Source organism: Streptomyces boninensis (assembly GCF_048572725.1).
Taxonomy (GTDB): Bacteria; Actinomycetota; Actinomycetes; order Streptomycetales; family Streptomycetaceae; genus Streptomyces; species Streptomyces boninensis.
Window position 1 is genome coordinate 4,778,523 of record NZ_CP183837.1, and the last position, 24,053, is coordinate 4,802,575.

The 24,053-nt window shown below is 73.2% G+C and carries 22 protein-coding genes; 10 read left to right on the plus strand and 12 right to left on the minus strand.

Annotation, left to right across the window (positions count from 1 at the left end):
* Positions 1 to 49 precede the first annotated feature (49 nt).
* Positions 50 to 1,522 (minus strand): peptidoglycan D,D-transpeptidase FtsI family protein, encoded by a 1,473-nt coding sequence (locus tag ACNNMR_RS21640; RefSeq protein ID WP_419996308.1) that lies wholly within the window; start codon positions 1,520 to 1,522, stop codon positions 50 to 52.
* Between the two features lie 151 nt (positions 1,523 to 1,673).
* On the opposite strand from ACNNMR_RS21640, the gene ACNNMR_RS21645 reads away from it, so the two are divergent.
* Positions 1,674 to 2,597 carry a LysR family transcriptional regulator gene (locus ACNNMR_RS21645; protein ID WP_419996309.1) on the plus strand — a complete coding sequence of 308 codons (924 nt, stop codon included), beginning with the start codon at positions 1,674 to 1,676 and terminating at the stop codon, positions 2,595 to 2,597.
* Positions 2,594 to 3,466, plus strand: a complete 873-nt coding sequence (locus ACNNMR_RS21650) for a serine hydrolase (protein ID WP_419996310.1) — start codon at positions 2,594 to 2,596, stop codon at positions 3,464 to 3,466. Before ACNNMR_RS21645 ends, ACNNMR_RS21650 begins: the two co-directional genes overlap by 4 nt.
* 47 nt (positions 3,467 to 3,513) lie before the next feature.
* Here ACNNMR_RS21650 and ACNNMR_RS21655 read toward each other — a convergent pair whose 3' ends face one another.
* Together ACNNMR_RS21655 and ACNNMR_RS21660 are read right to left on the minus strand one after the other, a co-directional pair.
* Positions 3,514 to 4,038, minus strand: a complete 525-nt coding sequence (locus tag ACNNMR_RS21655) for a DUF7144 family membrane protein (protein ID WP_419996311.1) — start codon at positions 4,036 to 4,038, stop codon at positions 3,514 to 3,516.
* A 51-nt stretch (positions 4,039 to 4,089) separates the two neighbouring features.
* Entirely contained in the window at positions 4,090 to 5,337 is a 1,248-nt protein-coding gene (locus ACNNMR_RS21660; RefSeq protein ID WP_419996312.1) for a hypothetical protein, read from the minus strand.
* A 103-nt stretch (positions 5,338 to 5,440) separates the two neighbouring features.
* On the opposite strand from ACNNMR_RS21660, the gene ACNNMR_RS21665 reads away from it, so the two are divergent.
* Positions 5,441 to 6,805, plus strand: a complete 1,365-nt coding sequence (locus tag ACNNMR_RS21665; RefSeq protein WP_419996313.1) for a cobyrinate a,c-diamide synthase — start codon at positions 5,441 to 5,443, stop codon at positions 6,803 to 6,805.
* Positions 6,802 to 7,461 (plus strand): SCO2322 family protein, encoded by a 660-nt coding sequence (locus ACNNMR_RS21670; protein WP_419996314.1) that lies wholly within the window; start codon positions 6,802 to 6,804, stop codon positions 7,459 to 7,461. Before ACNNMR_RS21665 ends, ACNNMR_RS21670 begins: the two co-directional genes overlap by 4 nt.
* Positions 7,462 to 7,481: 20 nt before the next feature.
* Here the strand turns inward: ACNNMR_RS21670 and ACNNMR_RS21675 are convergent, their stop codons facing one another.
* From ACNNMR_RS21675 to ACNNMR_RS21685, 3 genes are all read right to left on the minus strand, one after another.
* Positions 7,482 to 8,777 (minus strand): MFS transporter, encoded by a 1,296-nt coding sequence (locus ACNNMR_RS21675; RefSeq protein ID WP_419996315.1) that lies wholly within the window; start codon positions 8,775 to 8,777, stop codon positions 7,482 to 7,484.
* Entirely contained in the window at positions 8,774 to 9,856 is a 1,083-nt protein-coding gene (locus ACNNMR_RS21680; RefSeq protein ID WP_419996316.1) for a PLP-dependent cysteine synthase family protein, read from the minus strand. Before ACNNMR_RS21680 ends, ACNNMR_RS21675 begins: the two co-directional genes overlap by 4 nt.
* Before the next feature lie 399 nt (positions 9,857 to 10,255).
* On the minus strand, positions 10,256 to 10,723 hold the full coding sequence (locus ACNNMR_RS21685) for a hypothetical protein (protein WP_419996317.1): 468 nt from the start codon (positions 10,721 to 10,723) through the stop codon (positions 10,256 to 10,258).
* Between the two features lie 286 nt (positions 10,724 to 11,009).
* Here ACNNMR_RS21685 and ACNNMR_RS21690 point away from each other — a divergent pair, with 286 nt between their 5' ends.
* Positions 11,010 to 12,065: an FAD-dependent monooxygenase gene (locus ACNNMR_RS21690; protein WP_419996318.1), complete on the plus strand. Its 1,056-nt coding sequence runs from the start codon at positions 11,010 to 11,012 to the stop codon at positions 12,063 to 12,065.
* Positions 12,066 to 12,089: 24 nt separating this feature from the next.
* Here ACNNMR_RS21690 and ACNNMR_RS21695 read toward each other — a convergent pair whose 3' ends face one another.
* Entirely contained in the window at positions 12,090 to 15,008 is a 2,919-nt protein-coding gene (locus ACNNMR_RS21695; protein ID WP_419996319.1) for an amidohydrolase family protein, read from the minus strand.
* A gap of 134 nt (positions 15,009 to 15,142) precedes the next feature.
* Between ACNNMR_RS21695 and ACNNMR_RS21700 the strand changes: the two genes are divergently transcribed.
* Positions 15,143 to 16,150, plus strand: coding sequence for a helix-turn-helix domain-containing protein (locus ACNNMR_RS21700; protein ID WP_419996320.1), 1,008 nt, complete (start codon positions 15,143 to 15,145; stop codon positions 16,148 to 16,150).
* Here ACNNMR_RS21700 and ACNNMR_RS21705 read toward each other — a convergent pair.
* A complete protein-coding gene (locus ACNNMR_RS21705) occupies positions 16,120 to 17,082 on the minus strand; it encodes a hypothetical protein (RefSeq protein WP_419996321.1) in 963 nt (320 codons plus the stop codon). The two genes, ACNNMR_RS21700 and ACNNMR_RS21705, sit on opposite strands and share 31 nt — an antisense overlap.
* A 198-nt stretch (positions 17,083 to 17,280) precedes the next feature.
* Here ACNNMR_RS21705 and ACNNMR_RS21710 point away from each other — a divergent pair, with 198 nt between their 5' ends.
* The 4 genes from ACNNMR_RS21710 to ACNNMR_RS21725 all read left to right on the plus strand — a co-directional run bounded on the left by ACNNMR_RS21710 (position 17,281) and on the right by ACNNMR_RS21725 (position 19,814).
* Positions 17,281 to 18,138, plus strand: coding sequence for a helix-turn-helix domain-containing protein (locus ACNNMR_RS21710; protein ID WP_419996322.1), 858 nt, complete (start codon positions 17,281 to 17,283; stop codon positions 18,136 to 18,138).
* Positions 18,139 to 18,221: 83 nt separating this feature from the next.
* The gene (locus ACNNMR_RS21715; protein ID WP_419996323.1) at positions 18,222 to 18,941 is read left to right on the plus strand and encodes an ArsR/SmtB family transcription factor; all 720 of its coding nucleotides are present in this window, start codon (positions 18,222 to 18,224) and stop codon (positions 18,939 to 18,941) included.
* An 85-nt stretch (positions 18,942 to 19,026) separates the two neighbouring features.
* Positions 19,027 to 19,191 (plus strand): DUF5993 family protein, encoded by a 165-nt coding sequence (locus ACNNMR_RS21720; protein WP_419996324.1) that lies wholly within the window; start codon positions 19,027 to 19,029, stop codon positions 19,189 to 19,191.
* Positions 19,191 to 19,814 carry a disulfide bond formation protein B gene (locus ACNNMR_RS21725; RefSeq protein WP_419996325.1) on the plus strand — a complete coding sequence of 208 codons (624 nt, stop codon included), beginning with the start codon at positions 19,191 to 19,193 and terminating at the stop codon, positions 19,812 to 19,814. The genes ACNNMR_RS21720 and ACNNMR_RS21725 overlap by 1 nt, the downstream gene beginning before the upstream one ends.
* Here the strand turns inward: ACNNMR_RS21725 and ACNNMR_RS21730 are convergent.
* From ACNNMR_RS21730 to ACNNMR_RS21745, 4 genes are all read right to left on the minus strand, one after another.
* Positions 19,811 to 21,016: an MFS transporter gene (locus ACNNMR_RS21730; RefSeq protein WP_419996326.1), complete on the minus strand. Its 1,206-nt coding sequence runs from the start codon at positions 21,014 to 21,016 to the stop codon at positions 19,811 to 19,813. The genes ACNNMR_RS21725 and ACNNMR_RS21730 overlap by 4 nt on opposite strands.
* A gap of 206 nt (positions 21,017 to 21,222) precedes the next feature.
* Entirely contained in the window at positions 21,223 to 22,053 is an 831-nt protein-coding gene (locus ACNNMR_RS21735; RefSeq protein WP_419996327.1) for an aldo/keto reductase, read from the minus strand.
* Between the two features lie 43 nt (positions 22,054 to 22,096).
* Positions 22,097 to 22,663, minus strand: coding sequence for a YdeI/OmpD-associated family protein (locus ACNNMR_RS21740; protein ID WP_419996328.1), 567 nt, complete (start codon positions 22,661 to 22,663; stop codon positions 22,097 to 22,099).
* A 37-nt stretch (positions 22,664 to 22,700) separates the two neighbouring features.
* Entirely contained in the window at positions 22,701 to 24,035 is a 1,335-nt protein-coding gene (locus ACNNMR_RS21745; protein WP_419996329.1) for an aspartate aminotransferase family protein, read from the minus strand.
* Between the last annotated feature and the right edge of the window lie 18 nt (positions 24,036 to 24,053).

A 24,053-nucleotide genomic window follows, 5' to 3' on the forward strand; every position in this document is an offset into this window, starting at 1 on the left:
TCGGCGTGGAGTTCCCGGGCGACCGGCCCTCAGGGAAGGGCGCGGGTCGTCACCGCTTCAGCACCGCCTCGATGACCGCCTTCGCGATCGGCGCGCCCAGGCGGCCGCCGGCGATGTCGGCGCGGGAGATGTTCATGTCCTCGGGGTCCACGAAGACGGCGACGGCCACGGGCGAAGAGCCGTCCGGCTGCTTGGCGTACGCGACGAACCAGGCGTACGGGCGCTCGTCGCGGACGTCCGCGCCGTGCTGGGCGGTGCCGGGCTTGCCGCCGACCGTGACGCCGTCGATGCGGACCTTGTCGCCGGTGCCGTCCGTGACCGTGTACTCCATCATCTCCTGCACCTTCTTCGCGGTGCCGGAGGAGATGGGGCGGGCGGCGACCTCGGGTTCCGTCTTCTCGATCGTCGACAGGTCGGGGCCGCGCAGCTCGTCCACCAGGCGGGGCTGCATCATCGTGCCGTCGTTCGCCAGGGCCGCCGTCACCATCGCCATCTGCAGCGGGGTGGTGGTGACGCTGCCCTGGCCCATGCCGGTGAGCGCGGTCTGCGGCTTGTCCAGATTCTCCGGGTAGCCGCTCGCCGCCGACCGTACGGGGATGAACTGCTCGTCGTTGAAGCCGAACTTCTCCGCCGTCTCCCGCATCCGGTCCTTGCCGGTCTTGAGGGCGGCGTCGAGGAAGACGTTGTTGCAGGACCACTGCAGGCCGGTCTTCATGGAGGCGTCGTCGCAGAGGGAGTTGGGGACCACGTTGCCGATCTCGGTCCTGCTGAGCGGCAGGCGGTACGGGGCCGGGGCCTTCGAGGGGGCGTTGATGTCGGTGACCACGCCGTGCTCCAGGGCGGCGGCCGCCGTGAGGATCTTGAACGTGGAGCCGGGCGGATAGGCCTCGCGGAGCGCCCGGTTGCTCAGCGGCTTGCTCTTGGCCTTGTCCAGTCCGGTGAACTTCTCCGCCTCGCCGATCGAGGCGCCCGCGAAGGCGGACGGGTCGTACGAGGGCGTGCTCGCCATCGCCAGGACCTTGCCGTTGCGCGGGTCGAGGGCGACGACGGCGCCCTTCGCGTCCAGGTCCGTCAGGCCCTTGTACGCGGCCCGCTGCACATCCGGGTCGATGGTGGTGATGACGTCGCCGCCGCGCGGCCGCTCGCCGGTCAGCAGCTTGAGCGGGTTGGTGGTGAGCCGGTCGTCGGTGCCGCCGAGCAGGTCGTCGTATACGCCCTCCAGCAGGGTCGCGCCCTGGGTCTGGGAGAAGTAGCCGGTTATCGGCGCGTACATGGGGCCGTCCCGGTACGTGCGCTTGTACGTGAAGTCGGAGCCGCGGGTCGGCGCCGAGCCGGTGATCGCCTCGCCGCCGACGATGATGTTGCCGCGCGGCTCGGCGAACGCCGCGATCTTCACCCGCCGGTTGTCGGGGTCGCGCGCCAGGGCGTCGCCCTGGGCGAACTGCACCCAGGTGACGCGCGCCAGGAGGGCCAGCACCAGCAGCCCGCAGAAGACGGCTATGCGCCGCAGGGGCCGGTTCACGACGTACCGCTCGGGCCGAAGAAGATCGAGGTCATGGCTGCGAGGGAACAGCAGACCAGTCCGGCATGTCCAAGTTAACTATCAATAGTCAATTGATTAGGATCCAGTATCATTGCTGGCTGTGGACCTGATCCGGCACCTGGAGTGCTTTGTGGCTGTTGCAGAAGAGTCACATTTCGGTCGGGCCGCATCCCGTCTTGGCATCGCCCAGCCGCCCCTCTCACAGCGCATCAAGCGCCTGGAGAGCGAGCTCGGCGTGCGGCTCTTCGAGCGGACCAGCCGGCAGGTCACCATCACCAAGGCAGGTGTGCTGCTCCTGGACGACGCCCGCGAGCTGCTGACCCGCGCCGAGGCGCTGCGCGGGGCCGCCCGGCGGATCCGCGACGGGGAGAGCGGGCTGCTGCGGGCCGCGCTGCCGCCGGACATCGCCGGGGAGACGGTGGCCGCGATCCTGGCCGACTTCCAGCGGCACTGCGCCGGGGTGGAGCTGGAGCTGCGCGAGCTGACCACCGCCCGGCAGCTCGCCGAGTTCGCGTCGCACGATCTCGACGTGGGGCTGATCCACCACCCGTGCGATGTGACCGGCCTCGGCCTCGGGCCCGTACTTCACCGGGAGATGGGCGTCCTGCTGTCCCGTAAAGCCGCGGCCGCCGCGCTCGACGAGGTGCCGCTGGCCGCGCTGGCCGGGCACGGCCTGGTCCTCTTCCCCCGCGCCGACGCCCCCGCCCTGCACGACGAGGTGCTGACCACCTGCGCCCGCGGCGGCTACACCCCGGCCACCGTCCGGCACGGCCAGGGCGCCAGCTTCATCCGCGGGCTGATCCTCTCCGCCGACGCCGTCGCCTTCAGCCCGAAGGACACCCGGCCGACGGACGAGGAGGGCGCCGTCGTCTGGCGGCCGCTGGCCGGCGCGCCGCTGACCCGGCGGCACACCGTGGCCTGGCCGGAGGGCCGCGGCGACACCGTCGTCGGCGCCTTCGCGGACGCGGCGGCGCGGGCGCTGCGGGACGCCGCCCCGGCCGCCGCCGAGGCGCCGCCGCTGCACCTGCGTCCGGCCTCGGAGTTCTGGCTGTGACGGGCGCCGTCGGCCGCATCCGCGCGGCATTCACGGACGCCGGCGTCACCGGCCGGCTGCACGCGCTCGACATCGACTCCGGCGCGGAGCTCGACGCGGGCGGGAAGGGCGTGGTCGCCACCGCCAGCGTGCACAAGCTGTGCCTGCTCGTCGCCCTGCACGAGCGCGCCGCCGCCGGGCAGCTCGACCTCACCGAGCAGGTGGAGTGCCCGCCGGGGGGTCGCACCGCGGGCCCGACGGGGCTGGCCGCCATGCTGGATCCGGTCCGGATGTCCGTACGGGACCTGGCGTACCTGATGATCGCCGTCAGCGACAACGCCGCCGCCGACCTGCTCCTCGACCGCGTCGGCCTCGACGCCGTCAACGCCACCACGGCCCGCCTCGGCCTCACCGCCACCCGCATGACCCGCACCTTCGCCGGCCTCCTCGCCACGATGAAGGAGGACACGGGCCCGCTCGGTGCCCAGGCACTCACCGACCCGCACGTGCTCTCCCGGCTGCGGGCCCTGGACCCCGGCCACTCCAACCACAGCACGCCCCGGGACCTGACCCGGCTGCTGCGCGCCATCTGGCGGGACGAGGCCGGCACCCCCGAGCACTGCGCCGCCATCCGCCGCCTCCTCGGCCTGCAGGTCTGGCCGCATCGCATGGCCTCCGGCTTCCCCTTCGACGACGTGCACGTGGCCGGCAAGACCGGCACCCTGCCGACCGCGCGCAGCGAGGTCGGCGTCGTCGAATACCCGGACGGCGGCCGCTACGCCGTCGCGGTCTTCACCCGCGCCGCCAACCCGGCCGCCACCCTCCCCCAGGCCGACGCCGTCATCGGCACCGCCGCCCGGCTCGCGGTCGACGCCCTCAGGCTGCAATAGAGGGCTGGAACATCCCCCGGATGTTCCAGCCCTCGTAGGCGTACGGCTCAGGCTGCCGCGCGGCCGTCCGGCGACCGGTACGCGGCCAGCGCCCAGATCACGAAGACGTACACGGCGATCATGATCACGGACCAGATCGGCTGGTACGGCAGGAACATGAACTGGGCGATCAGGCCGAGCGCGGCGAAGAAGATGCCGGTCCAGCGCGCCCATTCCGCGCCCTTGAGGAGGCCGGCGCCGGTGGCCGCGACGCAGACGCCGAGGATGAGGTGGATCCAGCCCCAGCCGGTGAGGTTGATCTGGTACGCGTAGTTGCCGACCGTGCCGTAGACGTCGTCCTTGGCGATCGCGGAGATGCCCATCAGCGCGCCCAGGATGCCGTTGCAGAGCATCAGGACGCCCGCGAAGACGGTGCCGCCCATGGCCAGGCCGCTCTGCGGCGCGGGGGAGGTGGCGGTGGTGCCGTCGGTGCGCCAGCGGGCGTCGGCCCGGTCGCGCGGGGAGTCGAAGCCCGCCGTCGGCGGGGTGTGTTCCGGCCCCGACGACGCGGCGGCCTGCGAGTCCTGACTCATGGCGTTCTCCCGTCCTGTGCCTCGTACAGCGGATGCACGAGGCCTCCAGCGTCAGCCCGCCGCCGTACCGCCTCCAGTTCGGTGCGTCCGTTCGGGTGACGGTGACGGTGGCGGCCCGTCCTGCCCCGCGGCCAGGAAGGAGACGACGGCGAGGGCGAAGAGGAGGGCCAGGACGAGGGCGAGCACGACCAGGGCGGTGGGGTAGGACCAGAGGACGTAGACCAGCACGGCGGCGATGACGAGGCCCCGCGTGATCCAGGCGCGGTGCCGGCTCACCCACGGACCGACAGGACCGGTGCGCAGCCCCGCGTCATCGGCGGTGGTACGGATGGCGCGGATGCCCGACTCCCACGCGTTCCGTACGAGCCCGGCCCGCCGCCCCGAGCCGGTCAGCCAGGCGGCGAGGGCGGTCACCGCGGCCACCGCCACCACCATCCGCACGGTGGTACGGAGGAGCCGGGTCACCGCCTCGTACACGGACTCGGCGGCGGGGCGCGAGACCCCGCCAGGCAGCGCGTCGAGATAGACCCCGCGGAAGATCAGCAGACCGATGCCGAGCAGCAGGACGGCGAGGGCGACGCCCGCGGCCGCCGCGGCCAGCGCGCGGCGCCGCCGGGCCGCGAGGAGGACACCGCCCGCGATCAGCAGCAGCGCGAGGATCGGCAGCCAGGTGCCCGCGGCCTCCAGCAGCCGCAGCCCGGTCCTGGCCTTGGCGACCTTGTCGCCCTTGATGACGGTGAACTCGGCCTCCGGCGCCGGCTGCTTCTCCACCGCCGAGAAGCCGTCGTCGACGAGGCGCTGCCTGACTTGCTCGACGACCGGGCCGAGGTCGACGGTCACGCCTTCGTCGTCCAGCTTGACCGCGTCGCCGCCCTTGCCGGTGAGCGCCTTGATCACGGCGGCGTGGCTGGTGCGGTTGGCCTGTTTCCAGATCTGCTCGAAGCCGTCGGAGGCCACGACGGCCCGCGCCTTGTCGCGGACCAGGCTGCGCACGGCCTCCTGGAGCGGCCCGTCGAGCTTGCCGAGCGCCTTGGTCAGGCGGGGGCGGTCCGCGGGGGCCACGCCTTCGAGCAGCGTCGCCAGGTCGATGTTCTCGGCCGCGGCGTCGGCCGCGCGCTTCGCGACCGCGTCCTGGACGTCCTTGTCCGAGGCGAGCGGGGCGACCGTGTCCACGTAACGGTCGGTGTCCCCGACCACGCCGGACGCCCAGGCGGAGACCACTGCGAGTGGGGCGAGCACGCAGCCGAGCACGATGAGCACGGCCGCGAGTGCGGCACGAGCTTTGGAGCTGCCTGCCATCGCCCGTCACCTCCGCCGCCTTGCTGGTGCCGCCAGCGAACCCCAGGTAGGGGCGGGGTGCGAGCTGGGCGGGGCCATCCAGGGAGAGGGCTAGGGTTGCCACGTGAATAGCGCATTCGTCGTCGCCGCGACGCACAGCAGCGCCGGGAAGACGACGGTGACGGCCATCCTGCTGCGGCAGCTGCGCGAGCGCGGCCTGAAGGTGCAGGCGTTCAAGCTCGGCCCCGACTTCATTGACCCGGGGTATCACCGGGAGATCACCGGCCGTCCCTCCATCAATCTCGATCTGTGGATGATGGGCGAGGAGGGCGTGCGCCGCGCGTACGCCCGGTGGTCGGCGGATGCGGACGTGTGCGTCGTAGAGGCGATGGGCGGCCTTTACGACGGCGAGAACGGCACCGAGCGCGGCAGCGCGGCGCACCTCGCGAAGCTGCTCGGGCTGCCGGTCTTGGTCGTCGTGGACGTGTGGGGGATGACGCGTACCGCCGGGGCCGTGCTCGGCGGGCTGATGGACTTCGACCCCGGCGTACGGATCGCCGGTGCCGTGCTCAACCGGGTCGGCAGCCGCCCGCACGCGGACATGGTGGTCGAGGCGCTGTCGGAGCGGCTGCGGGAGCGCGTGGTCGGCTGGGTCGAGCGCAGCGAGGAGCTGCGGGTGGACGAGCGGCATCTCGGGCTGACGACGGTGGAGGAGAACCCGGCCGCGGCCGAGGCGCGGGCCCGGGCGCAGATAGCGGGCGGGCGGGACCTGGATGTGGAGCGGCTGCTGGCGGCCACCGGGGTACGCGCCCCGTCCGCACCCGTTCGCTCCTCCTATGCCTCCCAGCCGCCTGGCGCCGCCGCACGGCTCGCGGTCGCCCGGGACGCGGCGTTCTGCTTCTACTACGAGGAGAATCTCCGGGCGCTGGAGGCGGCGGGCTTCGAGCTGGTGGACTTCCGGCCGACGGCCGACCCCCGCCTCCCGGATGGAGTGGACGCGGTATACCTCGGCGGCGGCTATCCGGAGAGCTTCGCCGCCGAACTGGCCGCCAATAAGCCCCTCGCCGAAGAGCTGCGCGCCCGCGCCGAGGACGGCATGCCGGTCTACGCCGAGTGCGGCGGGATGATGTACCTCGCCCGGTCGCTGACCGGCTTCGACGGGCAGCGCAGGGAGATGACCGGCATCCTCCCCATCGACGTGGCGATGGACCGCACCTACCTCGCCATCGCGTACGTCGACGTGCACACCCGCGCGCCGTCCGCGCTCGGCCCCCAAGGCCAGCGCGCCCGTGGCCAGGAATTCCACCAGTCCCGGATCACCGCCGCCGACCTGGAGCCGAACCTGTACGAGGTCACCACGAGCACCGGCGAGACCCGGCGGGCGGGCTATGTGGCGGGCAAGGCCGGGAATGTGATCGCGAGTTACATCCACCTGCACTTCGGCAGCCACCCCGAGATCCCTGCCAATCTCCTGCGGGCCGCCCGGTGAAGCACACCCTCACCACCCTGGCAGCCGCCGCGACCCTCACCCTCGCCGCCGCGGCGCCCGCGCACGCCGCCGACTACCGCTACTGGTCGCTGCGCCACGGCGAAGACGGCAAGTGGACCACCACGACCGTGGGCCCGGGCTCGTACCGCCCGGAGGACGGCGCCGTGGAGGGCTGGCGCTTCGCCGTCTTCCAGGAGGCCACGAAGGACTCCGTCAATCCGCGCGCGAAGCCCGACTTCGAGGCGGTCTGCGGCACCACGCCGAAGAAGGCGGGCGCCAAACGGGTCGCCCTGGTCCTGGACTTCGGCACCGCAAAGGACGCCCCGTCGGGCGAGCAGCCCCCGGCCGTCGTACGCAAGGAGTGCGTGCAACTCCCGCCGGACGCCACCACCGCGGAGGCGCTGGCCAAGGCGGTGCCGCCGCTGCGGTACGGGAGCGGCGGGCTGCTGTGCGCCATCGCGGGCTATCCGCGGAAGGGCTGCGCCGACGTGGTGGGCGGGGAGCGCGGCGAGTCGCCCAAGGCCACCGGCGACGGTGACAGCGGCGACGGCAACGGCGGCGGGCCTTCCGCCGGGCTGCTCGTCGGCGGCGGCCTCGTCGTCGCACTGGGCGGCGCCGCGCTCTGGCAGGTCAGGCGGCGGCGCGCTGACGGCTGACGGCTCGTACCCAAGCCGCGTCACGCCGGGGCCGGTTGGGGCTGTTCCCGCTCCGGTGCTGCCCGCAAGCGTCCCGTTCGATGCAGCGCATGCAGCCCGGCCGCGCAGGTCAGGCCGAGCGCGATGAGGACCAGCCACGGGAGCGCGGGGAGGCCTGCCGAGCGGGCGGCGTCCAGGGACGCGCCGGTGGCGAGGTTGCCGGCGGCGATGCCCAGGCCCGAGATGGTGTTGTAGAAGCCGTAGTGGGTGGCTACGTGCCGGTCGCCGGAGAGGCGGACGATGGTGTCCATCTCGAAGGGGTACGCGAGCATCGTGCCGAGTGCCAGCAGCAGAGCTGCCAGCGCCGCGGGGAGCGCGGCGAGCAGCCAGCGGGCGGCGGGGGCTTCCGGTACGGGCAGTGCGGTTGCCGCGAGCAGCGGCGTGAAGGCCAGGCCCATGGCCGTAAGTCCCCACGTCAGGGCGGCCCCTGGGCCGAGACGGGCCTTGCACCAGGCGGTCAGGCGGGTCTGGGCGAGGATGGTGCTCAGGCCGGAGACCGCGAAGAGCAGGGCCACGGCCACGGTTTCCGAGGTGCCGTCTCCCGCCAGGCGCCGCACCTCGAGCGGCAGAGCCAGATAGACCTGGAACGACAGCACATACGAGCCGATCATGGCGCAGGAGAAGAGCAGGAAGGGGCGGTTGGCGGCGATGCCGCGCCAGACCGTCCACACGGCGACGGGCGCGGCCTTCGTATCGGCGGCCGCTTTGCGCGCGGGCAGCGCGCGGATCTGGACGATGCTGAGCAGCGCGAAGACCACCGCGGAGACCAGGCAGGTCAGGCGGAAGTCGACGCCCGTCAGCGCCATCCCGAGCAGCGGGCCGAGCAGGATGCCTGCCTGATAGCAGACGTTGAAGAGCGCGAACGCCTCCACCCGCCGGTCACCCGCGTCCGCGGCGAGGTAGGCCCGTACGGCCGGATTGAAGAGCGCGCCCGCCAGCCCGGTCGCGGCGGAGGCGGCGAGCAGGGCGGGCAGCGAGGTCGTGAAGCCGAGCGCCGCGAAGCCCGCCGTGCGGAGCAGGCAGCCGGCGACGATGAGCGGCTTGTAGCCGAGGCGGTCGGCGAGGGTGCCGCCGACGAGGAACATGCCCTGCTGGCTGAAGTTCCGTACGCCCAGGATCAGTCCGACCGTCCAGCCGGCGAGGCCGAGGGTGCCGGAGAGGTGGGCGGCGAGATAGGGCATCAGCATGTAGAAGCCGAGGTTGATGGTGAACTGGTTCGCCATCAGCAGTTGCACGCTGCGGTCGTAGGTGCGTGCCTGCGCGAGCATGGTCCTCATCGCCGCACCTCTACCGGATCCGTCACCGTCGTGCAGCGGGTCCAGCGCTGTGCTTCCTTGTCGTCCTGGCTGCCGATGACGTCCGGTTCGGGGGGTGGCGGGGAGTCGAGGATGTCGTGGCGCGTGCAGAAGTCGTCGTCGTAGACGGTGCCGAGGTATCGCTGTGGCCCGTCCGGGAAGACGGCGACGACGGTGGCGTCGGCGGGGAGTTGGGCCGTGACCCAGCCCGCGACGAGGGCGACCGCGCCGACGCTCCAGCCGCCGGTGGCGTAGTGCGAGGCGGCGAGCCTGCGGCAGGCCCAGACGGCCTCGCCCGGGGCGACCCAGTGGACCTCGCCGAAGGCGTCGTACGCGACATTGCGCGGATGGATGCTGGAGCCGAGGCCGCGCATCAGCCGGTCCCTGGCGGGCTGGCCGAAGACGGTCGAGCCGACGCTGTCGACGCCGATCAGGCGCAGGCCCGGGCAGAGCGGGGCGAGGGTGCGGTGGATGCCCGCGGAGTGGCCGCCGGTGCCGACGCTGCAGACCAGGGCGTCGATGTGGCCGAGTTGGGCGGCGAGCTCAAGGGCCAGCGGGGTGTACGCGGCGACGTTGTCCGGGTTGTGGTACTGGTCCGGGCACCAGGCGCCGGGCTCGTCGGCGAGCAGGCGCGTGACGCGGTCGCGGCGCGCCTGCTGCCAGCCGCCGCGCGGGTGCGGTTCTTCGACGACGTCGACGCGGGCGCCGTACGCGAGCAGCAGGCGCCGCAGCTCCGGCTCCAGGCCGGGGTCGGTGACGAGGGTGACGGGGTGGCCGAGCGCGGTGCCCGCGAGGGCGAGACCCAGGCCGAGGGTGCCGGAGGTGGACTCGACGACGGGTGCGCCGGGTTGCAGTTCGCCGCGGGCGCGGGCGCGGCGCAGCATGTGGAGGGCGGGGCGGTCCTTGATGCCGCCGGGGTTAAAGCCCTCGAGCTTCGCCCAGAAGCGACGGTCGGGTGGGGTGAGGGGGGCGCCGATGGGGAGGACGGGGGTGTTGCCCACGAGGGCGGGCAGGGTGGAGCGCGGCGCGGGGGCGGGCCCTGCGGGGGCGAGAAGTCGCATGGGGTGGCTCACGTTCGGTGGGTGCTGCACTGCGGGTGGGGGGCGCCGGGCTGTTCCCGCCCACCCACCCGCCTCTGTCGCGAGCAGCAACGGGTGGGTGGGTTGGCGGGGTGGAGCCGCGGTGGTCTGGCGGGGCGTTGGCCGCTGCGCGGCCGGCTGTCCCCGCCCACCCACCCGCCTCTGTCGCAAGCAGCAACGGGTGGGTGGGTTGCGGGGTGAAGCCGCGGCGGTATGGCGGGGCGCGGTGCCGCTGCCCGGCCGGCTCTGTCCCAGCCCCGCATCCCACCCGTCCCTGTCGCAAGCAGCAACGGGTGGGTGGGTGGGTGGGTTGCGGGGTGAAGCCGCGGCGGTACGGCGCTGCGCGGGGCACGCCGGCGAGGCGGCTGCGGCGCCAGTTCGTTACAGCCGTAGCACCGGCGTGAGCAGTCCGCCCGCCAGGTGGGGTGCGGGTGGCGGGGCGGCGGCGCGGCTCCCGAGGTCGCTGGCGTCGGCGCCATCGCGTACCGCGGCCGGCAGCAGCGGGCAGCTGAAGGCCGACGGTGCGGTCTCCTGCGGGGCGCGGGCCAGGCAGATCTCGTGGTCGTGCGGGGCGTGGTCGGGCGCGGGCGGGGCTTCAGCCCGGGGGCCGAGGGCCGCAGAAGGTGCCGGCGAACCACCTGCGGCAACAGCCGCCGCACCGCCCGCGGCCATCGCGGCGGACTGCGATACGACCGTCACCGGCGGCAGGTGATGGCCCTCGCCGCCCTCCGCCCCCAGCCCGTGGCTGAAGAGCACCGCCAGCAGCACCACGGCGACGCCCAGCAGCCATCCCGCGCCCGCCTCCCGGCGGGCACGGAGCGTGCTGGAGCGGGACCACACCGTGACCATAGGCGTGATCGTAACCGCCCGGCCGCGCCCGGAAGGCGCCCCGCCGGACCCGGCGCGTCAGCCCCGGCCCTGGCCACCGGGATGACGGTGAACCTCACCGCAGGTGACGGGCTCGCCGAAGACGGCGGTGACCGAGGCCCGGCCGCCGAGCCGCTCGGCCGGCCATGCGCATCGCGGCGGACGGACCGGCTCCGTTGATCGAACCTTTGCTCGGTCCAGGCTTGTTACGCACATGACCGTCCGCAATGATCAACGCCACGCACAACACTCATGGGGAGGAGCCGAGATGGCGAAGACGAGGGTGTTGGTCTCCGGTGCGAGTGTCGCGGGGCCCGCGCTCGCGTTCTGGCTGCACCGGCACGGATACGACGTGACCGTCGTCGAGCGGGCGCCCGCGCTCCGGGACTCCGGCTATGCGGTGGACTTCCGCGGGCCCGCGTTCGACGTACTGGAGGAGATGGGGATCCTCGACGAAGTCCGCGGCCATGACACGCAGATGAAGGGCACCAGCATCGTCGACGCCGACGGGCAGCAGACCGGCGAGCTGCCCGCCGAGACCTTCGCGGGCGGACTCGAGGTGCTGAAGCGGGACTTCACCGCCATCCTGCACCGGGCCACCGGCGACCTCGCGACGTACGTCTACGGCGACTCCATCGCCGCCCTCACCCAGGACGACACCGGCGTACGGGTGCGCTTCGACAGCGGCGCCGAGGGCGCCTTCGACCTGGTCGTCGGCGCCGACGGGGTCTACTCCAACGTCCGCAGGCTCGCCTTCGGCCCGCACCAGGACCACGTACAGCACCTGGGCATGTCGGGCGCCGGCTTCAGCACCGCCAACCACCTCGGCCTCGACCACCGCGGGGTGCTGTGCAGCACGCCGGGCCGGGCGGTGTACCTCTTCAGCGCCGGTGACGCCGAGCGGATGACGGTCAGCCTGTCGTTCGGCTGGGACAGTGCCGAGATCGACCGGTACGACGTGGGGCAGCAGCAGGAGATCGTGCGCGGGCAGTTCGCGGACGCCGGGTGGATCGTGCCGCAGCTGATCGACGACATGGCGATGGCCGACGACTTCTACTTCGCCTCGGCCTGCCAGGTCGAGCTGCCCTCCTGGTCGGCAGGCCGCGTCGCGCTCGTCGGCGACGCCGGCTACTGCGCCGCCCCGACCTCCGGCATGGGCACCTCCCAGGCCCTGATCGGCGCCCGGCTGCTCGCGAACAGCCTCGCCGAGGCGCCGGCCGGCGACCACGCCGCCGCCTTCGCCGCGTACGAGCGCGAACTGCGGCCGTACGTGGCGGAGAACCAGGCGCATGGGCGGGAGGCGGCGAAGATGTTCGGCGGCTGAGCCAAGGACCCGAGCGCTCCGGGATCACGGCGAAGGCTGCCCCACAATCAGCCCGTCCACGTCATGTACCAGCCCCGCCGCCATCACCCGCCGCACCCGCGCCGTATCCCTGATGTCCGCCAGCGGATCGCCCACCACGAACACCAGGTCCGCCAGCTTCCCTTGCTCCACCGTGCCGAGCTGATCCGCGACGCCCAGCGCCGCCGCCGCGTCGTGCGTGGCGGTGCGCAGGGTGTCGTACGCGGGCATGCCGTGGTCGGCCAGCGCCCACAGGTTCCAGTGCAGGCTCAGGCCCGGGTGGTCGATGGGGGCGTCGGTGCCTGCCGGCACCGGGCAGCCGGCGGCGTGGATGCGGCGGACGGTCGCCGCGTTCGCCGCCAGCGCCGCCGCCAGGCCGCGCCTGAGCTCCGGCGGTGAGTCGCGGACCAGCGCCAGCTTCTTCGCCAGCTCGGCCTGCTCCCAGTGCGGGTAGAGCGCCGTGATCCGCGGGTCCGTTACGAGCCCGGGGTGGTCGGCGAGGGTCAGCGCGCCCAGGATCAGCGTCGGGGTCACCGCCATGCCGGAGGCGGCGAAGAGGGCGAGGACGTCCTGGTACGAGCGGCCCGCCCGGCTCAGGGTGGTGGAGTAGCCGAGGCGGTGGGTGGCGCCGAGGTGTTCCATGCCGTCGAGGCCGTGCCGGGCCGCCGGATAGAGGTAGTGGGAGGTGGTCCAGATGCCCTCGCGGTGGGCCGCGGCCGCCGCCGCGCGCTGCCCGGCCGCGGGCAGCCGGACGTACGCCTTCAGCAGGTCGTAGTCGAGCGCGAAGGCGCGCGCCAGCTCCCGCTCCAGCTCGGCCTCGTCGGTGACCGGGCGGGTGACGCTGTAGTGGACGCGGCTGCCGTCCAGCGCCTCCCCGGTGCCGAAGTACCGCGGTCCGAGGCGCCGCCCGGCCGCCACCGCCTCCCGTTCCTCCAGCGCCTGGTAGACGGGGTCGGCGGGCGAGCGGACGGTGGTGATGCCGTACGCCAGCCAGATCCGGCCCTGCCGGGAGCCGTAGAACTTCCCCTTCATATGGATGTGCGCGTGCATGTCCATCAGCCCCGGCAGCACCGTGAGACCGGACGCGTCCTCGTCCGCCCGGCCGTGGTGCGGGCGGACGGCGGCGATGCGGCCGCTCTCGATCACGATGTCGACGTCGGCGCGGAGTTCGCGGGCCTGCCCGTCCCAGAGCCGGCCCGCGTGCACGATCGTCCGCTCGGGCCGTACGTCGGCGGCGTAGTGGAGGGAGAGCGGCACCGGCCGCGGCTCGCCGCCGGAGGCGGGGATGCGGCGCAGTCGGCCGGCGGAGAGATAGAGCAGCGTCGCCGAGTCGGCGGCGAAGGAAGGTGCGTCCGTCACCTCGTCGTTGAGTTGCCGCGGCGCCCCCGTCGGCCGCCCGCGGCCGTCCACCGGCAGCAGCCAGAGCACGCTGCCCGACACATACGCGAGGTGCCGCCCGTCCGGCGCCCACACCGGCCCGTCATAGCCGCGGGTGCTGATCGAGCGGTGCGGGGCCACCTCGTGCACGGCTGTGGCGCCGGTGTCGAGGTCGAGGACGAGGATGCGGTTGGTGCCTTCGCGGAAGCGCCTGGAGTACGGGCGGACCACCGCCATCGCCAGCCGCCGCCCGTCCGGCGAGAAGCTCGGCCGGCCGGGCATCGGCTCCTTCGCGAGCACCTGCACGACCTCGCCCGTATCGACCGTGCACAGATACGTCGCCCCGTCCTGGTCCTGGAAGGCGACCTGGCGGCCGTCGGGCGCGAAGGCCGCGGCGACGGCGGCGTGCGGCAGCGCGGTGAGGCGGCGGTCCGTACCGGAGTCGAGGTCGCGCAGCCACAGGTCCGGGTTGCCGGCGCGGTCGCTGGTGTAGACGAGGCGGCGGCCGTCGGGCGACCAGGCCGGGTCGGAGACGAAGTACGTGTCCCGGGTGAGCCGTTGCGGCCGCCCGCCGGGCCCGAGCAGCCACAGGTCGCCGAGCGCGCAGAACGCCACCGACGCCCCGTCCGGCGACAGCGCGGGCGCCACGATGCCGCGGACCGGGCGCAGCCGCGGGTCGTCGAGGCGGCCGCGGGGCGGGAGTTGGCGGCGGGGGCGTACGGGCACCTCGGCGGTGAAGGGGATATCGGCGATACGGCCCTGGCGCAGGTCGCGGCGGCGGATGCGCCCGTCCGCCGTGTACAGGATCTCCCCGTCCGACAGCCAGCCGGCCCGGAACGGGAACACGTCCTCCCCGTCCCCCGACACCACCCGCTCCCCGACCCGCAGCCGCGTCGGCCCGGCGGCGAACGGCCCGGCGAGCGTGCCGGGGAACTCCGCGTACGCCACCTCCCGCCCGTCCGGCGTCCACGCGGGCGCGCCGAGGATCGCGTCGTCCGCCTCGGCCATCCTGCGGCGGACGCCCGCGCGGTCCACGGCGTCGATGGCGGTGCCGTCGGTGAGCACGGCGAGCCGCTCGCCGTCGGGGGACCAGGCGGGGGCGGCCTCCTCGCCCTTGGGGTCGCCGGGCCAGGGGGTGATGCGGCCGGTGCGCAGGTCGAGTTGGTGGATGCGGTAGCCGTTGCCGCCGCGGTCGGAGGCGAAGGCGATGGTGCGGCCGTCGGGGGCGTAGCGGGGCTCGCGGTGGTCGTACGGGCCGCTGGTCAGCTGCCGGGGGGCGCCGCCGGCGGCGGGGACGGTGCAGAGGTGGAAGTTCCCGTCCACGTACGCCTGGAAGACCAGCTCCCGCCCGTCCGGCGCCCAGTCGGGCTGCGCCGCCTCGGCGTCCGCGCCGGTCAGCGGCGTGGCGGCGCCGCCGTGCAACGGCAGCGTCCAGATGCCGCCGGCCAGGTCGACGGCCAGGCGGGAGCGATCGGGCGAGAGGGCGACCGAGATGTTGGTGCCCTCGCGCAGCTCGGCTGCCGTCGGTATCCACTGCCTCCTGGACATGTGCCCCCGTTCCTCGCCCAGACCCGGCTCGCGAGCAGTCTTGATCTGCCGTCCGGTGATGTACAAGGCTGTCCGATGTTCCATCGGCGTCCGGGACGTGGCTGGAACACCACATGCCAGGGGGAGGCGTTGGGATGAACGTGCGGGGGAGGGCTCCCGATCCGGTCGGGGCGGCCACGGCGCAGGAGTTCAACGACCGGCTGCGGGCGCTCAAGGCGTGGTCCGGGCTGTCGTACCGGGACATCGAAATGCGCGCGGCGGCCGTCGGCGACGTGCTCCCGCGCAGCACGGTGGCGAACCTGCTGGGCCGGGAGGCGCTGCCGCGCGGAGAGGCGGTGGCCGCGTTCGTACGGGCCTGCGGGTGCTCGTCGGACGCGCTGGTGACATGGCTGCAGGCGCGAGAACGGCTCGCCGGGGGCGGCGGGGCGGTGGACGGTGCCGCGACGGCGGCGGAGCCGGTGCCGGACGCCGGTCCAGCGCCCGCCCCCGGGCCCGGCTCGCGCCGTCCGCGCTGGGGTCCGCTGCCTGCGGCCCTCGTCGCGGCGGCGGTCACGGCCGCCCTCGCGGCCGTCGCCGCCGCGGTGCTGTGGCCGGCGGACGACGCGGTGGACTCACCTACCGTCACGCGCGCGGGCCGCGAGCCGAGTGCGTACGGCCGCGGGACGCCGGCCGAGGGCTGGTACCAGATCCGCGCATACCACACCTATCCGGACCGCTGCGTCGACGGCAACGGCGAGGACGCCAGGTCGGACGGCATGGTCGTGGAGTGGGAGTGCACGGACAGCGACGACCAGATGTTTTACGTGGAACGCGTCCCGGGGACGGCGAAGGCCCAGTACCGGCTCCGCCCCCGCAACTCCCACGAGGGCCGCGACCGCTGCTCCGGCTTCAACAGCTCCGGCATCGGCACCGGCGCCCTGCTGCGCCCGTACTCCTGCGAGGGCGGCGACCGCTACCAGCGCTTCTACCTCGACGTCGCGAAAGGCACCAAGAGCCCGGTCCGCTACCGCCTGCGCGTCGACCGCGGCGGCGGCTGCGTCCAGGTCTCCCGCAAAATCGACGCCAACGACGTCGCCAACCTCTTCCAGAACACCTGCAACGGCACCCCGCCTCAGGAATTCGCCCTGCGCCCACTGCGCTGACCCGCGCTTGCCTCCGGCAGCAGCACCTGCCCGGTGACGAACTCGCTCCACAGCCCGAACTTCAGCGCCTTGCCCGCCGGCGCGGTCGTGGTGGCATAGCTCGCCCCGTCCCTTACGGTCCCGAAGGCCAGCCTGAAGCGCAGCGTCGCCGAGCGCTCCTGGGGCGGCACCGCGGTCGGCGGCAGGATCTCGTCCAGCGTCCAGCGGTAGCCGCGGGCGCGGTACGGGGCGGAGGCCCGCTCCAGCGTCTGCTCCAGGATGGTCCCGGTGGCCGGGATGGCAACGAGCACGCCCCAGGTGCCGTCGCGGTAGCGGGTGTTGAAGGCGAGCACCTCGGCCGACCCGTGCGGGTGGAACTCCGCGGTCCCCTCACCGACCTGCGACCCCTGCGGGCAGCCGCCGGGTCCATCGGCCTCAAGCGTCGCCCGGTCGCAGACCGGGAAGTCGGCCGGGTGCAGGGTGACGGACCGGTCGAAGAGGAAGACGAAGCGGCGCGCGGCCGCGGGCTTCCCGCCGTCGGCGGTCCGGCTCGTACGGTCGAACTCCACGCGCACGCCGCGCTGTCCGCCGGGGGTGGGGGTGACGCGGTCGTGCCCGCCCGCGGCGGGGGTGACACGGGCGGTGAGGGCGTCGGCGTTGTCGGGACCGGCGACGTCGGGCTCGTACGGGCGCTGGGGCCCGGCGGGCGCCGGGTCCGCGCCGGGCGCTCCCGGGAGCGGCGCGGCTGCGCGGGTGGAGGCGGCTGAGGAGGCCGGCGCGGCCGCGCGGGCGGAGGCGGCTGAGGAAGCCGGCGCGGCCGCGCGGGCGGAGGCGGCTGAGGAAGCCGGCGCGGCAGCACTGGCAGCACCGGCCGGTGAAGCCGGGGCGACGGCGGCGACCAGGGCGGCGGCGAGTACGGCCGCGGCAGGGGTGGTGATGCGCGCAGGTCTCATGCCGCCACCCTCGCGGCGCCGCGCGGGTGGCGGGTAGGCCGAGGCTTTCCGGGGGCACGGCCCGCCCACGCCAGCGCCAGCCCGGGGCGCGGCCCGCCCACGCCACCACCAGCCCGGGGCGCGGCCCGCCCAGGTCGCCTCCTGCCTAGGTACAGCCGTACCTACCCACGACCACACCCCCGGCAGCAGAATGACCGCATGCTGCCACGCGCGGAGTTAGGTGCCTTCCTGCGTTCCCGGCGCGACCGGATACGGCCCGAGGACGTCGGCTTTGCTTCGGGCGCGGGGCTGCGGCGCGTGCCGGGGCTGCGGCGGGAGGAGCTGGCGCACCTGGCGGGGGTCAGCGTCGACTATTACGTGCGCCTGGAGCAGGGGCGGAACCACAGCGCCTCGGACGCCGTGCTGAACGCCGTGGCCGACGCGCTGCGCCTGGACGCGGACGAGCGAGCGCACCTGTTCCGCCTGGCGCGGCCGCCGCGGCCGGGAGGACGACCCGCGCCCGGCCACCGGACGCCGCCACCGAAGGTGCGGCCCGGCGTCCAGCAGCTGCTCGACGCCATCGACAGCCCCGCCCTCGCGCTCGGCCACCGGATGGACGTACGCGCCTGGAACCGCCTCGCCTGCGCCCTGATCACCGACTTCGCACGACTGCCACCCGCACGCCGCAACCTCGCCCGCCTGCACCTGCTGGACGCCGAGATCGGCGCCCGCTACCCGGACCGCGACTTCATCGCCCGCGAGGTGGTCGGCCACCTCCGCAGCGCCGCCGGTCAACATCCCGACGACCCCCAGCTCGACCACCTCATCGACGAACTCCGGGCCCACAGCGCCGAATTCCGGCACCACTGGGCGCTGCACACGATCAAGACCAAGTCATACGGCCGCAAGCGCATCAACCACCCCGTCGCCGGCCCGCTCACCCTCGCCTTCGAGCTGACCGCCTTCCCCGCGGACCCGGACCTGGCCCTCCTCGCCTACACCGCGGCCCCCGGCTCGCGGGAGGCCGAGGCGCTGCGCCTGCTGGCAAGCTGGGGCAGCCCGGTGCCGCCGCGCTGACGGCGCCCGCGGCCCGACTGCCCGGCGCACCGGACCCGCACCCTTCGGCGCACGCCGAAACGTCCCCGGTGCACGATGGACCCATGCTCTCCCCGACGTCCCTCGCCCGCACCGCCGCGCTGCTCGCCGACCCCACCCGCGCCGCCTTCTGCCTCGCGCTGATCGACGGCCGCGCCTGGACCGCGGGGGAGCTCGCGCGGCAGGCGGGGGTCGCGCCGTCCACCGCGAGTGAGCATCTCGCGCGGCTGCTGGAGGGCGGGCTGGTGACGCTGGAGCGGCAGGGGCGGCATCGGTACGTGCGGCTGGCCGGGCCCGCGGCGGCGACGCTGGTCGAGGAGCTGTCGGCGTTCGCGCCGGAGGAGAGCGGCACGGACCCCGCGCGCCCGCGCTCGCTGCGCGAGTCGGGGCGGCGGCGGGCGGAGGCGCGGGCGCGGACCTGTTACGACCACCTCGCGGGGCAGCTGGGAGTGGCCATCGCCGACGCGGTGACGGACCGCGGTCTCGTCTCCCGGGAGCACGGGCTCGCGCTGACCGACGCGGGCGATGCGTGGCTGCGGCGGCTCGGTGCCGTAACCCCGCAAGTGCGGCCCTCGGGCCGCAAGAGCACGCGCCCGCTGCTGCGCGACTGCCTCGACTACAGCGAGCGCCGCCCGCATCTGGCGGGCGCGGTGGGGGCGGCGCTGTGCCGGCGGGCGTTCGACCTGGGGTGGGTGGAACGGATCGGCTCCGGGCGAGCCTTGCGGGTCACCCCCGCGGGGACGGAGGCGCTGAGCGAGGAGCTCGGCGTCAGGCTGCCGGCCTGACCGGCATCACGCTGACGCCGTAATCCCCCGTCCCGGCCGCCGCGCCTGCCCCGGCCCCCGAGCGCCCGGCACTACGGTCCGGACCATGGACACCCTGATCTTCGCGGCGCTCCTCGGCACGCTCTATGTGATCGTGCGCCGCAAGAGTCGCTCGACGGTGCTCATCGCCTGGTGGGTGTCGCTGGCGGCGACGTCCGGGCTGCTCGCGCACCACATCTCCAGCGGCCTCGGGCTGGGGCTGAACTACTGATGAGCGTCCCGCGGATCGGCCTGCGCGGCCTGCTGGGGCAGGCGCAGTGGTGGCTGGCGGTCGTCTTCGTCATCGGCTGGACCGGGGTGGTGTGCGGTGGGCTGCTGATCCAGTTCGGGGAGTGGGAGTATCCCTGCCCGCTGTGCATGATCCAGCGGATGTTCATGCTGCTCGCGGCGCTGGGGGCGGCCTTCATCGTGCGCCAGGGGATGACCGGGCAGATCACCCGCCGCGACTATCTGATGGGCTGGGGCATGGCCCTGGTCGCGTGCCTGGGCGGCTCGTTCGCGGCCTGGCGGCAGACGATGCTGCACATCCTCCCGCACGCCAAGGGCTACGGCGGCACCGCACTCGGCCTGCACCTTTACGTCTGGGCGTGGATCCTCTTCAACGCCGCGATCGCCGCGATCGCGCTGCTGATGGTCTTCGCGAATGTCACCGCCGACCGTACGATCCCGGCGGGGCGGGGCCACCGCACGGTGGGTCTGCTCGCTCTCGGCTTCTGCGGGCTGGTGATCGCGATCAATATGTTCGCGGTCTTCTTCCAGGAGGGCTTCCACTGGTTCCTGCCGGATGACCCGACCCGGTACGAGTTCTTCTACGACACCGGGATCATCGGCTAGCCGTCCGAGGCCGAAGAAGCGGTGGGCGTGGCTGGTTCGCCCGCGGCCTTGGGGGTGCTGCTCTTGTTCGTACGCATGACGGAGGCGCCCAGGACGAGCACCACCGCTAGGGCGGTGACCAGGCCGAACGACACTGTCAGGGAGGTCGCGTTGGCGATGCCGCCGATCGCGGACGGGGCGATGAGGCCGGCTGCGTAGGTGATCGTGGCGACGCCCGCGATTGCCTGGGCCGCGTTGCTGCCGCTGCGGGCTGCGGCGGCGAAGGCGAGCGGGACTACTACGGCGATGCCGAGGCCGATCAGGCCGAAGCCGGCGATGGTCAGTGCGGGGTTCGCCGCGAGTACCACCAGGAGGCCGCCGAGGGTGGCCAGTACGCCGCTGTAGCGGACGGCTCGTACGCCGCCGATGCGGTCGACGACGGCGTCGCCCGCGAAGCGGGCTATTGCCATGGTCAGGGCGAAGGCGGTGGTTGTGGCTGCGGCCAGGCCGGGTGAGGCGTCGAGGATGTCGCGGAGGTAGACCGCCGACCAGTCGAGGGATGCGCCTTCCGCGAAGACCGCGCAGAGCGCTACCGCGCCGATGATCAGTGCTGATTTGGGGGGCAGGGCGAAGTGGGGCGGCGCCTCGGCTTCAGGGGCCGGTGTGACGTCGAGGGTTTTACGGGCCGCCAGGATGCCGACGCAGGTGAGGACGATGCTGGCCATCGCGTGGTGTACGCGGGCGTCGGCGTCCATGTGGGCCGCCAGGGTGCCACCCGCTGATCCGATGAGCGCTCCCGCGCTCCATGCGCCGTGCAGGCCGGACATGATCGAGCGGCCCAGGCGGGCTTCGGTTTCGACGCCGATGGCGTTCATGACGACGTCGGAGATTCCGGCGGTGGCGCCGAAGATGAGGAGGGCGCCGCAGAGGGTGAGGAGGGTGGGCGCGTGGCCCGGGAGCATGAGCGCCAGGGTCCAGAGGGGGAGCAGGGATATGAGGGCCCGGCGGGCGCCGAAGCGGTGGCTTACGGCGCCGGCCATGGGCATGGAGAGCAGGCTGCCGAGGGCGGGGAAGGCGAGGGCCAGGCCTAGTTGGCCTGCGGAGAGGTTGGCGTGGTCCTGGATCCAGGGGACGCGGGTGGCGAAGCTGCCGGTTACGGCGCCGTGGGCGGCGAAGACGATGGCTATCGCCAGGTGGCCGGTTTGTGCTCGTGTCTCGGCCATGGCCGCCCCCTCCGGTAGTTTGTTCCGGAGCGAGACGATACCTCCTGTGGCTTCGCCACGGAGTCCTCAAGCGCCGGACGGGCTTGTTTGGTGGGTGGGCCGGGCAGAGTTCCGCGACACAACCGAAAAAGCCCGCTTCGCTAAGACTTTTTCGGCTGCGTCGCTCCACTCTGCCCTCCTCCCGGAGGGAGGGATCAAGCTGGGTGCTACGCCCTCGTGGTCAGACGCTCAAGTTGGGTGGGAGTGAGGGTGAGGTCGGCTGCGGCGATGTTCTCTTCCAGGTGGGCGATCTGTGCCGTACCTGGGATGGGCAGCATGGTGGGTGAGTGGGCCAGGAGCCAGGCGAGGGACACCTGGGTCGCCGTGGCTCCCAGTTCGTCTGCGATGGCGCTGATCTCGGCCTCCGCTCCCGCTTTACCCGCCGCGACCGGTCGCCATGGGAGGAAGGCGATCCCCGCTGTCTCGCAGGCGGAGAGGACCTCTTCGTGTTCGCGGTCGAGGAGGTTGTAGCGGTTCTGCACGCTGGCGACGTCGATGAGTTCGCGGGAGCGTGCGAGCTCGTCCGCCGTCACCTCGGAGAGGCCGAGGTGGCCGATCTTGCCTGTCTGTTGGAGATCCTGCAGGGTGCCCAGTTGGTCGGCGAGCGGTGTTTCCGGGTCGATCCGGTGTAGTTGCAGGAGCTCGATGCGTTCGACGCGCAGGCGCTGTAGGGCCTGGTCGACCTGGTCGCGCAGGATTGTCGGGCGGGCGTCGAGTTTCCACTCGCCGCCGGGGCCGGTCCGGGCCACGCCCACCTTGGTGGTGATGAGCAGGTCATCCGGATACGGGTAGAGCGCCTCGGCCAGCAGTTCCTCGTTGGCTCCGCCGCCGTACAGGTGCGCGGTATCGATCAGCGTTACGCCCAGCTCCACGGCCCGCCGCACGACATTGATGGCCGCCTCACGATTTGCTGGTGGCTCGGTCGGCAGGTGCATGGCCCCGTAGCCAAGCCGTCGAACGGGCAGCGTCCCGCCGATGCGGAAGATGTCGGATGGCATGCCCGGACCCTAACAGCGGGCCGAATCAACGTCGTTCGGCGCTTCAGCGCGGAATTCGCCCCTGCGCGAGCACGTCCACCACTCGCGTCAGCTGCGCTGGTCGTCGCGCGGGTGTTGCCTTGAGGAGTGGCAGCATTGCCAGGTATCGGTCCGTCTTGCCGAGCGACTCGAAGTAGCGCAGGGCGTCTGGTTGCGTGGCCAGCGCCGCCTGCAGTTCTGGAGGGGTCACTGCCTCGCGCTGCGATTCGTACGCCGCGTCCCATCGGCCGTCCGCCTTGGCGGCGGAGATCTCGGCCGCCCCGGCCGGTCGCATGCGGCCGGCGGTGGTCAGTTGCTCGACCTTGCGTACGTTCACCTGCGACCAGGTCGAGCGCGGGCGGCGGGGTGTGATGCGCTGCAGGTAGTGGGTGGCGTTCAGGCCGCGGCGTTGGCCGTCGATCCAGCCGAAGCACAGGGCCGCGTCGATGATCTCGTGCGCTGTTGGCGACGGGATGCCCGAGGCCTTCTTGGCGACCTTGATCCATAGGCCGGCGGTGTCCGCGTGGTGGGTCTCCAGCCAGGCTTCCAGGGCTGTCACGTCGGGGAAGGAGAGCGCTGCGGGTGGGGTCATGTCTTCACCGTAGGAGCGCAATAGGACAGATGCCGTCCTAGATGAGGCTGTCTGCCACCGTCAGCGCCTCGTCCAGGATTGCCAGGCCCTCCTTGGCCTCCGCCTCCGTCAGCGTGCATGGGGGTGCGAGGTGGAGGCGGTTTCCCGTGGCGATCGGCCAGAGGCCGCGGTCCGTGCATGCTGCCGTGATGGCGCCGAGCGGTGCGGCCGCGTAGGGGACCAGTGGCTCGCGGGTCTCCTGGTTCCGTACCAGCTCGAGGGCCCAGAAGGCGCCTAGGCCGCGGATCTCGCCCACCACCGGATGGCGTTCCGCGAGGGCCTGCAGGCCGGGGCCGAGGACCTCCGCTCCGAGGCGGAAGGCGTTCTCCACGATTTCCTCGTCCGCCATTGCCGTCATTGTCGCGACTGCCGCGGCGCAGGCCAGGGGGTGGCCCGAGTATGTGAGGCCGCCCGGGTACGGCCGGTCGGCGAAGACCGAGGCCACTCGCTCGCCGATCGCGACGCCGCCCAGTGGCACGTAGCCGGAGTTCACGCCCTTCGCGAAGGTCAGGAGGTCCGGGGTTACGCCCCAGTGGTCGGCCGCGAACCACGCGCCCGTACGTCCGAAGCCCACCATCACCTCGTCGAAGATGAGCACGATCCCGTGCCGGTCGCACAGCTCGCGCACCCCGGCCAGGTAGCCGTCCGGCGGCACGTGCACGCCCGCCGAGCCGACCACCGGCTCGATGATCAGCGCCGCGATGGTGCCGGGGCCCTCGTACGCGATCACCTCGGACAGGTGCGCCAGCGCGCGCTCGCACTCCTGCGCCTCGTCCGCGGCGTGGAACGGGGAGCGGTACAGGTACGGCGCGAAGAAGTGCACCGCCCCGGACATGCCCGTGTCGGCGCCCCAGCGGCGGGGCTCGCCGGTCAGGTGGATCGAGGCCGAGGTCGCTCCGTGGTACGAGCGGTAGCCGGACAGGACCTTGGGGCGGCCGGTCGTGAGCTTTGCCATGCGTACGGCGTGTTCGACGGCCTCGGTGCCGCCGTTGGTGAAGAAGATCTTGTTCAGGTCGCCGGGGGTGCGGGCGGCGATCAGTTGCGCCGCCTCCGCGCGTACGTCCACCGCGAAGGACGGGGCGATCGTGCACAGCTTCCCCGCCTGTTCCTGGATCGCCGCCACTACCCGGGGGTGCTGGTGGCCGATGTTCGTGAAGACCAGCTGGGAGGAGAAGTCCAGGTAGCGCTTGCCGTCGTAGTCCCAGAAGTACGAGCCTTCGGCTCCGGCCACCGGCATGGGGCTGATCGTGTCCTGTGCCGACCAGGAGTGGAAGACGTGCGCCCGGTCGGCGGCGCGGACCTCCGCGCCCGTGGTGAGGTGGGCGTGGGGCATCGGGTTCTCCTGGCTGGT

What these genes read in the sequence shown, in the direction of transcription:
- ACNNMR_RS21655 (WP_419996311.1), bottom strand. Translation starts at nt 4,038, where the DNA reads ATGAGTCAGGACTCGCAGGCCGCCGCGTCGTCGGGGCCGGAACACACC.
- ACNNMR_RS21660 (WP_419996312.1), bottom strand. Translation starts at nt 5,337, where the DNA reads ATGGCAGGCAGCTCCAAAGCTCGTGCCGCACTCGCGGCCGTGCTCATC.
- ACNNMR_RS21675 (WP_419996315.1), bottom strand. Translation starts at nt 8,777, where the DNA reads ATGAGGACCATGCTCGCGCAGGCACGCACCTACGACCGCAGCGTGCAA.
- ACNNMR_RS21680 (WP_419996316.1), bottom strand. Translation starts at nt 9,856, where the DNA reads ATGCGACTTCTCGCCCCCGCAGGGCCCGCCCCCGCGCCGCGCTCCACC.
- ACNNMR_RS21685 (WP_419996317.1), bottom strand. Translation starts at nt 10,723, where the DNA reads ATGGTCACGGTGTGGTCCCGCTCCAGCACGCTCCGTGCCCGCCGGGAG.
- ACNNMR_RS21690 (WP_419996318.1), top strand. Translation starts at nt 11,010, where the DNA reads ATGGCGAAGACGAGGGTGTTGGTCTCCGGTGCGAGTGTCGCGGGGCCC.
- ACNNMR_RS21695 (WP_419996319.1), bottom strand. Translation starts at nt 15,008, where the DNA reads ATGTCCAGGAGGCAGTGGATACCGACGGCAGCCGAGCTGCGCGAGGGC.
- ACNNMR_RS21700 (WP_419996320.1), top strand. Translation starts at nt 15,143, where the DNA reads ATGAACGTGCGGGGGAGGGCTCCCGATCCGGTCGGGGCGGCCACGGCG.
- ACNNMR_RS21705 (WP_419996321.1), bottom strand. Translation starts at nt 17,082, where the DNA reads ATGAGACCTGCGCGCATCACCACCCCTGCCGCGGCCGTACTCGCCGCC.
- ACNNMR_RS21710 (WP_419996322.1), top strand. Translation starts at nt 17,281, where the DNA reads ATGCTGCCACGCGCGGAGTTAGGTGCCTTCCTGCGTTCCCGGCGCGAC.
- ACNNMR_RS21715 (WP_419996323.1), top strand. Translation starts at nt 18,222, where the DNA reads ATGCTCTCCCCGACGTCCCTCGCCCGCACCGCCGCGCTGCTCGCCGAC.
- ACNNMR_RS21720 (WP_419996324.1), top strand. Translation starts at nt 19,027, where the DNA reads ATGGACACCCTGATCTTCGCGGCGCTCCTCGGCACGCTCTATGTGATC.
- ACNNMR_RS21725 (WP_419996325.1), top strand. Translation starts at nt 19,191, where the DNA reads ATGAGCGTCCCGCGGATCGGCCTGCGCGGCCTGCTGGGGCAGGCGCAG.
- ACNNMR_RS21730 (WP_419996326.1), bottom strand. Translation starts at nt 21,016, where the DNA reads ATGGCCGAGACACGAGCACAAACCGGCCACCTGGCGATAGCCATCGTC.
- ACNNMR_RS21735 (WP_419996327.1), bottom strand. Translation starts at nt 22,053, where the DNA reads ATGCCATCCGACATCTTCCGCATCGGCGGGACGCTGCCCGTTCGACGG.
- ACNNMR_RS21740 (WP_419996328.1), bottom strand. Translation starts at nt 22,663, where the DNA reads ATGACCCCACCCGCAGCGCTCTCCTTCCCCGACGTGACAGCCCTGGAA.
- ACNNMR_RS21745 (WP_419996329.1), bottom strand. Translation starts at nt 24,035, where the DNA reads ATGCCCCACGCCCACCTCACCACGGGCGCGGAGGTCCGCGCCGCCGAC.